This window comes from Subdoligranulum sp. APC924/74, assembly GCF_003324125.1.
Lineage (GTDB): Bacteria > Bacillota > Clostridia > Oscillospirales > Ruminococcaceae > Gemmiger > Gemmiger qucibialis.
Map to the genome: position 1 here is coordinate 1 of NZ_PSQF01000101.1, position 8,688 is coordinate 8,688.

9 protein-coding genes are annotated in these 8,688 nt (G+C 56.2%); 4 read left to right on the forward strand and 5 right to left on the reverse strand.

Features of this window, described 5'->3' with window-relative positions:
* On the forward strand, nt 1-386 hold a 386-nt coding region (locus tag C4885_RS16795; protein WP_207657598.1), incomplete at its 5' end, for a hypothetical protein.
* 109 nt (nt 387-495) lie between these two features.
* Here C4885_RS16795 and C4885_RS14115 read toward each other — a convergent pair.
* The 3 genes from C4885_RS14115 to C4885_RS14125 all read right to left on the reverse strand — a co-directional run bounded on the left by C4885_RS14115 (nt 496) and on the right by C4885_RS14125 (nt 2,459).
* The gene (locus C4885_RS14115) at nt 496-1,068 is read right to left on the reverse strand and encodes a flavin reductase family protein (RefSeq protein WP_114000947.1); all 573 of its coding nucleotides are present in this window, start codon (nt 1,066-1,068) and stop codon (nt 496-498) included.
* Nucleotides 1,069-1,277: 209 nt separating this feature from the next.
* Nucleotides 1,278-1,745 carry a hypothetical protein gene (locus C4885_RS14120; RefSeq protein ID WP_242979607.1) on the reverse strand — a complete coding sequence of 156 codons (468 nt, stop codon included), beginning with the start codon at nt 1,743-1,745 and terminating at the stop codon, nt 1,278-1,280.
* A gap of 27 nt (nt 1,746-1,772) precedes the next feature.
* Nucleotides 1,773-2,459: a Crp/Fnr family transcriptional regulator gene (locus C4885_RS14125; protein ID WP_242979608.1), complete on the reverse strand. Its 687-nt coding sequence runs from the start codon at nt 2,457-2,459 to the stop codon at nt 1,773-1,775.
* 210 nt (nt 2,460-2,669) lie between these two features.
* Here C4885_RS14125 and C4885_RS14130 point away from each other — a divergent pair, with 210 nt between their 5' ends.
* The 3 genes from C4885_RS14130 to C4885_RS14140 are packed head-to-tail and all read left to right on the forward strand — an operon-like array spanning nt 2,670 to nt 5,054.
* On the forward strand, nt 2,670-3,713 hold the full coding sequence (locus tag C4885_RS14130; protein ID WP_114000948.1) for an ABC transporter substrate-binding protein: 1,044 nt from the start codon (nt 2,670-2,672) through the stop codon (nt 3,711-3,713).
* A complete protein-coding gene (locus C4885_RS14135; protein ID WP_242979609.1) occupies nt 3,703-4,485 on the forward strand; it encodes an ABC transporter permease in 783 nt (260 codons plus the stop codon). The genes C4885_RS14130 and C4885_RS14135 overlap by 11 nt, the downstream gene beginning before the upstream one ends.
* Complete coding sequence (locus tag C4885_RS14140) at nt 4,482-5,054, forward strand: ATP-binding cassette domain-containing protein (protein ID WP_114000950.1); 573 nt, start codon at nt 4,482-4,484, stop codon at nt 5,052-5,054. Before C4885_RS14135 ends, C4885_RS14140 begins: the two co-directional genes overlap by 4 nt.
* A 404-nt stretch (nt 5,055-5,458) precedes the next feature.
* On the opposite strand, the gene C4885_RS14145 is transcribed toward C4885_RS14140, so the two are convergent.
* Together C4885_RS14145 and C4885_RS14150 are read right to left on the reverse strand one after the other, a co-directional pair.
* The gene (locus tag C4885_RS14145; RefSeq protein WP_114000951.1) at nt 5,459-6,163 is read right to left on the reverse strand and encodes a P-II family nitrogen regulator; all 705 of its coding nucleotides are present in this window, start codon (nt 6,161-6,163) and stop codon (nt 5,459-5,461) included.
* Nucleotides 6,164-6,178: 15 nt separating this feature from the next.
* The gene (locus tag C4885_RS14150; protein WP_242979610.1) at nt 6,179-7,723 is read right to left on the reverse strand and encodes a DUF1538 domain-containing protein; all 1,545 of its coding nucleotides are present in this window, start codon (nt 7,721-7,723) and stop codon (nt 6,179-6,181) included.
* Between the last annotated feature and the right edge of the window lie 965 nt (nt 7,724-8,688).

Below are 8,688 nucleotides of genomic sequence, written 5' to 3' on the forward strand. Positions count from 1 at the left end.
GCATCTGCGTTGCCAAAATGCTCGATAATGTCGGGTTGCGGTACCCGCATCGTGCTTCGGGGGCAAAAGCCCCTCGCACTCTGCGACCGCTGCCCCTGCTTCGGTTCGCTGCATCCGCCACTGGCGGCGCTCACCTTTGCAGCATCCAGTATTATCTGCGCTTTTGGCTTAGCAGCTGCCGCACCTCGCTCGCCGTATCGGCACTTAGAATTATGCGGTATTGCCCTAAAACAATATCCCCTGCGGATGCGGAAGTGATTCTGCGTCTGCAGGGGATATTTGTTTTGGGAACATTTTTGGAATTCTGTGCTGTGGAATGCTGTGTTCTGTACGGTTTCGGAACGGTCAAGACCGTTTCCTACAGAGCGTTATATAATGTGCAATGAACGGATTACATGTTCTGTAGGGCGGGATACCCTCATCCCGCCGCGGAGAAACCTTGTTGGTTTGTGTTGTGCTTGCAAACCATCTGTGAAGCTGCATAAAACCAATGGTTTACTTTTTCCGCGGCTTTTTCCTAACACTATACCCAAACGACCCCAATTTGCGGCCCAGTGCCAGATAATCCCCGTGGGAATATACGATCAAATTTGCCTTGTTCAGGCAGAGCTTGCCGCTTTCGTCCAACAGGCGATCGTCCACATCCACGGCAACGACTTCAGCCAAAAACAGGTCGTGGCTGCCTAAGGGGATTACCTGGGTCACTTTGCACTCCAGATTGACGGGGCTTTCTTCCACCAGCACGGTGCCAACTTTGGCGGCGGGGGAGGAAGTCAGGTGCATGGCGGAAAATTTATCCACATCGCGGCCGCTTTTTACGCCGCACCAGTCCACCGCGCGTACCAGGCTTTCTGTCGGCAGGTTGATGACAAACTCGCCGCTTTCTTTAATCAAATGGTGGCTGTACCGTTCCGGCCGCACACTGATGGAAACCATGCTGGGCTGGGTGCAGATGGTGCCGCACCAGCCAACCGTGATCAGGTTGGGCGCCCCAGCAGGGCCGCAGCTTACCAGCACCGGCGGCTCAGGGTTCAAAAGGGTGGAACCTTTCCATACTTGACGGCTCATAGTGTATCTCCTTGCTTTATCATTACATTTTTACAAGGGCAACACCGCACAATTCCCGCCTTGCGGCTTAAGCACCACTCCGGCAGCTGCGGCACTTAGAATTATGCGGTATTGCCTAAGATATATCCCATATCGGACGGTGCGCCCCCTACGGTCTTAACGGGGTAAAAGTGCGGCGGTTAGCACGCGAATAACAGGTATTACCGGCATTACGTTTCCGCCGCGCGGAAAAACAGCCCTTCAGAAGCCGCAATCGGTGCAAGCAGCTGCTGCATTTCGGCGCTGGGGTGGTAGATACTCAGGTTCAGGCAGTCCCAATCAAACACCAGCAGAGCCAGCTCATCCGGGAACAGGCAGGTCAGCGTGCCGGAATGGCAGTCCATAATTTCGGCAATGATGTGGTCGATCAGCTCCGGATTTGGCTGGTCGACCCAGCCGCTGTCCCACGGGATGCAGACGCGGTAATAGCACATCAGCTTGAAAATTACGCTGGAAAATTTGTCTTTTAACGCGGTGTAACGCGGGCTGTTCAGCAGATAGTATTCCACATCAAAATACTGCCCGCCGCTGTTTTGTGGCACCGTGCGGGGCAGGTAATCTACAATATAAACGTCTTTGGTTAATAATTCTTCCACCAGGGCGTCCATGGCGGCGGAATTTGGCAGTGGGGCGGGCATAAGAATCTCCATTCTAGCTTGTGGCGGTCAGACATTTTTCAGCCGGTCTTTGTCCAGCAGCTTAAAGCTGCTGCGCCATGTTTCAATCAGGCCGTCATGCTGCATGCGGCTCAGCTCCCGGCTCAGGGCGCTGCGGTCACAGTTCAGGTATTCGGCCAGCCCGGCGCGGGTCAGCGGGGTGGTAAAGGTATCGCTCCCGGCGCGGTGGGCTTCTTCCAGCAGCCACAGGCTGATGCGGGTGCGCAGGCTTTTGCAGATCAGCAGCTCCACCCGGCGGTCCAGCGCAAAATATTTATCGCTGATGGTCAACACAAGGTTTTGCATCAGCTGCAAATGGGCGCTGTGCAGCTTGGCGCAGGGGCGGATGATCTTCTGGTATGGCAGGTACAGGGCAAGGCAGCTGGTGGTGGCCATGACCGTAACAGGACTCTTTTGGCTGGAACCGGAAAGCACATCCCCGAACAAGCCGCCCGGCCTCATGTGGGTAATGGCAACGCTGGCCCCGTCCGGCGTGCTTTTTACAGCGGTAATGCTGCCTTCCAGCAAAATGCCGACCTCCCGCGTTTCGTACCCGGTCAGCAGCAAAATTTCGTCCCGCGCATAGCGCCGCACACGGGGGGCAAAGCAGTCCAGCAGGGTGTCCAGTTCGTCCGGACGCATGCCGCGCAGCAGCGGCGTGCGGGCCAATAGCGGGTAATACGGGTGCAGATCCATGCGGTGCAGCCTTTCTGTTTTTGGGATGGCAGGTGTGCCGCAACAGTTTGTTGCCACGGCAACCGACAAGATGATTTAATTATAGTATAGTAACACCGCAAAAGCAAGTGCGCCCGGCGATACCGGGCGCTTTTGTACTGCCGAAATGGCAGGCAAGAGGGAAGAGCACCGTGCCCGGCATGGTGCTGTATGGAATCAGGAGGATATACTATGTTCAAAAAGTTGATGTCTGCTGTTGCAGCGGCGGCCCTGTGTGTTTCGCTGGCCGCCTGCGGTGCAACGGCTACCAGTGAAGCTGCCGCTGAAGCAACCGCCACCCCGGCCCCAGCTGTTACCGAAGCCCCGGCCGAAGAGACTGCCAGCGCTGAAACTGCTGACGGTGCCCTGCGCGTTGCCGGCCTGAAAGGCCCCACCACCATGGGCCTTGTGAACCTGATGGCAGGCGAAGATGCCGCTGATTATGACTTTGAAATGTACGGCAAGGCCGATGAAATCGTGCCGCAGCTGGTAAAGGGCGAGCTGGACGCAGCCGCTGTGCCCGCTAACCTGGCCGCAACCCTGTACCAGAAAACCAACGGCGCCATTGAGGTTGCCTGCATCAACACCCTGGGCGTGCTGTACGTTGTGGAAAACGGCGAGACTGTGAACAGCGTGGAGGACCTGAAGGGCAAGACCATCGTGACAACCGGCAAGGGTACCACCCCGGAATATGTTCTGCGCTACATCCTGACTGAAAACGGTGTTGACCCGGATAATGATGTGACCCTTGATTTCTACAGCGAAGCAACCGAGGCTCTGGCTCAGCTGCAGGCCGGCACCAGCACGATCGCCATGCTGCCCCAGCCCTTTGTGACCAGCGCACTGGCTCAGGTCGAAGGCCTGCGCGTTGCCCTGGATATGAACGAAGAGTGGGAAAAAGTTGCCGGCTCCAAGCTGGTAACCGGCGTTCTGGTCGCCCGCAAGGATGCTGTGGAAGCTGACCCCGCCCGCTTTGCCGCCTTTATGGACGGCTACAAAGCCAGCGTGGAAGCTGCCAACACCGACCTGGAAAACACTGCTGCCCTGTGCGAGCAGTACGGCATTGTAGCCAAGGCTGCCCTGGCCCAGAAAGCCCTGCCCAACTGCAACATTGTGTTTGAGACCGGCGACGAGATGAAGACGGACCTGGAAACCTACTTCAATGTTCTGTACGCAGCTGACCCCACCAGCGTGGGCGGCCAGCTCCCGGCAGATGACTTCTACTATGCCGGCTAAGGCGCGCAACAACAAAACACCAATGTGGCAAACCCTGCTTGCCGTCGCTTTTTGGGTGGCGGTGTGGCAGGGTCTTGCCGTTTGCATTGGCCATAACGGCTTATTTTTGGCCACCCCCCTGCAAACGGTGCAGACCTTGTGGCGGCTGCTGCCCACGGCGGATTTCTGGCACAGGGTCGGGTTCAGCGCGCTGCGCATTTTAACGGGCTTTGTGCTGGCGGTCACAGTGGGGCTGCTGCTGGGGGCCTGCGGGGCCCGGTGGCGGTGGTTCGGCACCCTGGTGGGGCCGGTTATGCAGTTGATCCGCGCCATGCCAGTGGCGAGCTTTGTCATTCTGGCGCTGCTGTGGGTCAGCGGAAAAAACCTTTCGGTCATTGTCAGCTTTACCCATGTGCTGCCGGTTGTTTATGCGGGTACGGTGGGCGGCATTGCCGATACGGACTCGGCTCTGCTGGAAATGGCAAAGGTCTATCGCCTGCCGCTGGGCAAGCGGCTGCGGTATATCTGGCTGCCGGGGATGTTCCCGTCCTTCTGCGAAAGCTGCATTGCCGCCATGGGCATGTGCTGGAAAAGCGGCGTTTCGGCGGAAGTCATCGGTTTGCCGGACTACAGCGTGGGCGATGCGCTTTACCGCGCTAAGATTACCATTTCCACGCCGGAAGTGTTCGCCTGGACGCTGGTGATCGTGCTGCTGTCGGCCACGCTCAGCACGCTGGCGGCCTGGGCGCTACGCCGCGCCAAGCGTGCCCTTTGCGGGGAGGTGGAAGGATGATCAAGGTAAAACACCTGAACAAAGCCTTTGGCAGTATTCCGGTTTTGCGGGATCTGAACCTGACGGTAAACGGTCCGCTGGTGCTGATGGGACCCTCCGGCTGCGGAAAAACCACCCTGCTACGTATCCTGATGGGGCTGGAAACACCGGATTCCGGCACCGTGCAGGGCGTTGGAAATATTGGTGCGGTCTTTCAGGAAAGCCGCCTTTGCCCCCAGCTGACTGCGGTGGGCAATATCTGCCTGGTGGGCGGGGTGAACCCAACGCAGGCACAGGCGGAATTGCAGATCCTCGGCTTTACGCAGGCGGAACTGGCCCTGCCAGTGGCACGGCTTTCCGGCGGGCAGCAGCGGCGCACGGCGCTGCTGCGGGCGCTGCTGTGCCAGCCCGTGCAGACCCTGCTGCTGGACGAACCCTTTACCGGCATGGACCCGGAGCTGGTCAGCCACGCCGCTGCCGCGGTGGTGCGGCTGGCCGCCAGGCGGGATACCGTGCTGGTGACCCACGACGAACACGCCGCCGATCTGCTGGGGTGGCCGGTGGTTCGGCTGGAAACAGTTGGAAAATAAAAGGCTTATTGAGCAATAAGGGGGCCGCTTCCTCGGCGGGATGAGGGCATCCCGCCCTACCGCGCTTTTGATGTGTGTGGTAAAGCATACACATTCCTGCAAAATCCCCGTGATGTGGAGCTAACTCCAATTTGGTAGTGGGCATAAATTCGGCACCCGCCCGCTGCCTTGTACTATACTTCAAAGCAAAATATCCGGCACAGCCCCACAAAATAGCACTTTCCACAAATAAGAAATTTTTCCTAAAAAATTCTGCAATTTAAAAACACAACACAAACGGCATGTTCCTCCTGCATCACAGCTGGTGTACAAGGGAACATGCCGTTCGTTTAATGATGGATTATAAAAAGTTAGGGCAACACCGTAATAATAGGGCAAAAAAGACTTATTACAAAAGACTTTGTTTATTCCTCAATCCCCGCTTCCGGCTCTTCGTCTTCCAACAGGCGCAGGCCGGCGGTGGAGGTGACGGGCAGGGAAAGGATGACCGACCGTGCCTTGCTGGCGGTGCCCGCCTGATCCATGATGGCGCGCATGATGCGGTTCTTATCCTCGCGCTTGATCACGATCAGCACCATCTCCTTTTCGGCAGCGAGAGAAACGCCCAAAAACTGCTCGGCACGTTCCATCCCGGTACCCTTGGCGTGGATGACGGTTCCGCCGCCCGCGTTTTCGCTGCGTGCCGCATCCATAATCAGGCCGCTGTATCCCTGGTTGGCAATCACAATCAACAGCTCGTACTTGGTATCTTTCAAGGTGGTTTCCTCCCCAATCTGGAAATCCTGGTCTTCGGTCAAAAATTGCAGCGCGCGCTTGCCGCCAATGCTGCTGACAGGGATGGTAAACGCAATGCCGGTGCCGGGCACATCAATGTTCATCGTGTGCTCCAGCTGCCGCTTTACCGCTTTCCAGCGGGAATCGGTAACGGTGGTAAAAATTACGGCTTTTTCGGTGCGCTCCAGCCCAAGATAGTTCAGCGTTTCGCTCACGGCGGTTCCGGCTCCAACAGTGGTCAGGCTTACATGTATGTTCTGTTGCTGGTACAGCGCCACAAAATCCGGCGCTTTTTTGCGGTCAGTAATGGTAATCATCCAGGAAAGCTGGCTCATTCAAACATCCCTCCGTTACAGCTCAATAATAGCGTCTTCGGGCAGGCTGGCAAAGGCATCCACATAAGCCTGCTGCGTGCGGGAAGCATGGCGCTGCTTGAGCTGGTAAGTCATGCCAAGAATCTGGATAGTAATCAGCGGGGTCATGGCAACCATGGCCACCACGCCAAACGCATCCGTTACAATGTTGCCGCCCACAGCCAGGCAGGCACCCTGGGCCAGCGGCAGAAGAAACGTTGCCGTCATGGGGCCGGAAGCCACGCCGCCGGAGTCAAACGCGATGGCGGTAAAAATTTTGGGAACGAAGAAAGAAAGCCCGATGGCGATGCCGTAACCCGGTACCAGCATCCACAAGATGGAAATGCCGGTCAGTACCCGCAGCATGGCCAACCCAACGGAGAGGGCTACGCCGATGGAAAGGCTGGTCCCCATTGCCTTGGCGGAAATGGAACCATCGGTCACTTCCTCCACCTGCTTGTTCAGCACATACACGGCGGGCTCGGCCTTGACGATGAAATAGCCAATCAGCATACCAAGGGGGATCAGTACCCAGCGGTAGGGCAGGGCAGCCAGAACCTGGCCCAGATAGTTGCCGGCAGGCATAAAGCCCACATTAGCACCGGTCAAAAACAGAACCAGCCCGATATAAGTATAAAACAGGCCGACCAGAATTTTGCCCAGCGCTTTGCGGCTCATGTGCAGGACGGCAAACTGATAAACGCCAAAAAAGACCATGATGGGCAAAAGTGAAAGCGCGATCTCTTTAAAATAAGCGGGCAGCCCCACCATGAAGAGGTCCCACAGCTCCACCGAGTCCTGAATATCCGGCAGGAACGCGGCGGTGTAGCTGCTTTCGCCGGGGCTGTAGGCGATGCCCAAAATCAGTACGGCCAGGATGGGACCGATGGAACACAGGGCAACCAGGCCAAAGGAGTCATCCGCGGCGTGGCGGTCACTGCGGATTGCGGAAATGCCCACGCCGAGCGCCATGATGAACGGTACCGTCATGGGCCCGGTGGTCACGCCGCCAGAGTCAAACGCCACAGCAAGGAAATCTTTGGGAACAAAGGCGGCCAGCATAAATACAATGGCGTACAGTGTTACCAGCAGCGGCGGCAGCGCCATACTGAACAGCATACGCAGCAGTGCGATAACAAGGAAAGCCCCCACACCGGCGGCAACCGAAAGGATCAACACCAGATTGGGCACCGACGGCACCTGGTTGGCCAGTACCTGTAAATCCGGCTCCGATATGGTAATGATGAAACCGAGAATAAAGCCGATCACAATCATTTTGGGCAAGCTGCGGCTTTTGGTCATGGCGGAACCAACCCGTTCGCCCATGGGGGTCATGCTCATCTCGGCGCCAAGGGTAAAGAACATCATGCCAAAAATAATCATGACCGCCCCAAGCAGAAAACACAGCAGCACACTGGGGGATAGGGGTGCGATGAAAAAACTGAGAACCAGCACGATAGCAACAATAGGCAAAACAGCCTGCAGCGCTTCCACCAGTTTTTCTTTCAGCTTTTCCCGTAATTGTAAGCGGGAACGTAGCACACGGATAGCCTCCAATCTTAACTCGATCTTAATATGATAATAGTGTAACATATTATTGGGGCAATCAGGAAGAGATGTTGTCTGAATTTTTTGTGAATTTCACGCTGCAGGGCACACAGCAGTGGCCGGAGCCGCAATTTTTGAATAGGATGTTGAAGCAGAAAATGAAAAAACGACTTAACAAACGACGAAAATACTACATGAAAGCTTAAGAATATTCAGGAAAAAGGGGAAATGTGCGTCGATCGGGCCTATCCTTGCTTTTTATACTTGCGTAACGGGCAAAACCATGGTATGATATTTCTTGCGCAAATACTTCCCGCAGGGAGTCTTATGGTGTAAGAAACCGGAAAGGGAGCATGGCGCCCGGCAGCCGTTGCCCTTGACGGCTGCCGTTTTTTTGCCTGCGCGGCTATGCCGCGCAATCGCGCAAAGCGCGATGCAAAAAACAGCCGGAGCGCTGAGCGAGGCTGTTCCTCTGTCCTCACGCCGCCGAACAGGCGGCGAACGGTTGGAGCCCGCAACCCTGCCCCACCACGAGCAGGCTATGCCGCGCAATCGCGCAGCGATGCACAAAAAGCTCTCCTCCCCAAAACGCAGCCCGCCGCCCCATACGCCGCTGAAACATCCCGCTATGTCCCTCTTTTGTATACATATCCCACAAAATTCATGCACAATCTTTGTCATATTGTTATGTAGGGGGTAGACTTATTGCGGCAAATAGCATATACTTAATAAATATTGTTCGCCTACCTCATGTTGGCCGGGCTGCAACAAAAATACCGAGCCGTTTACAAATTAAAGGCAATACCGCATAATTCTAAGTGCCGATACGGCGAGCGAGGTGCGGCAGATGCTAAGCCAAAAGCGCAGATAATACTGGATGTCTTATCGAGCATTTTGGCAACGCAGATGCCGTGCCGCAGCCGCCGAAGCGGTGCTTAAGCCGTAAGGCGGGAATTGTG

What these genes read in the sequence shown, in the direction of transcription:
- C4885_RS14115 (WP_114000947.1), bottom strand. Translation starts at nt 1,068, where the DNA reads ATGAGCCGTCAAGTATGGAAAGGTTCCACCCTTTTGAACCCTGAGCCG.
- C4885_RS14120 (WP_242979607.1), bottom strand. Translation starts at nt 1,745, where the DNA reads ATGCCCGCCCCACTGCCAAATTCCGCCGCCATGGACGCCCTGGTGGAA.
- C4885_RS14125 (WP_242979608.1), bottom strand. Translation starts at nt 2,459, where the DNA reads ATGGATCTGCACCCGTATTACCCGCTATTGGCCCGCACGCCGCTGCTG.
- C4885_RS14130 (WP_114000948.1), top strand. Translation starts at nt 2,670, where the DNA reads ATGTTCAAAAAGTTGATGTCTGCTGTTGCAGCGGCGGCCCTGTGTGTT.
- C4885_RS14135 (WP_242979609.1), top strand. Translation starts at nt 3,703, where the DNA reads ATGCCGGCTAAGGCGCGCAACAACAAAACACCAATGTGGCAAACCCTG.
- C4885_RS14140 (WP_114000950.1), top strand. Translation starts at nt 4,482, where the DNA reads ATGATCAAGGTAAAACACCTGAACAAAGCCTTTGGCAGTATTCCGGTT.
- C4885_RS14145 (WP_114000951.1), bottom strand. Translation starts at nt 6,163, where the DNA reads ATGAGCCAGCTTTCCTGGATGATTACCATTACTGACCGCAAAAAAGCG.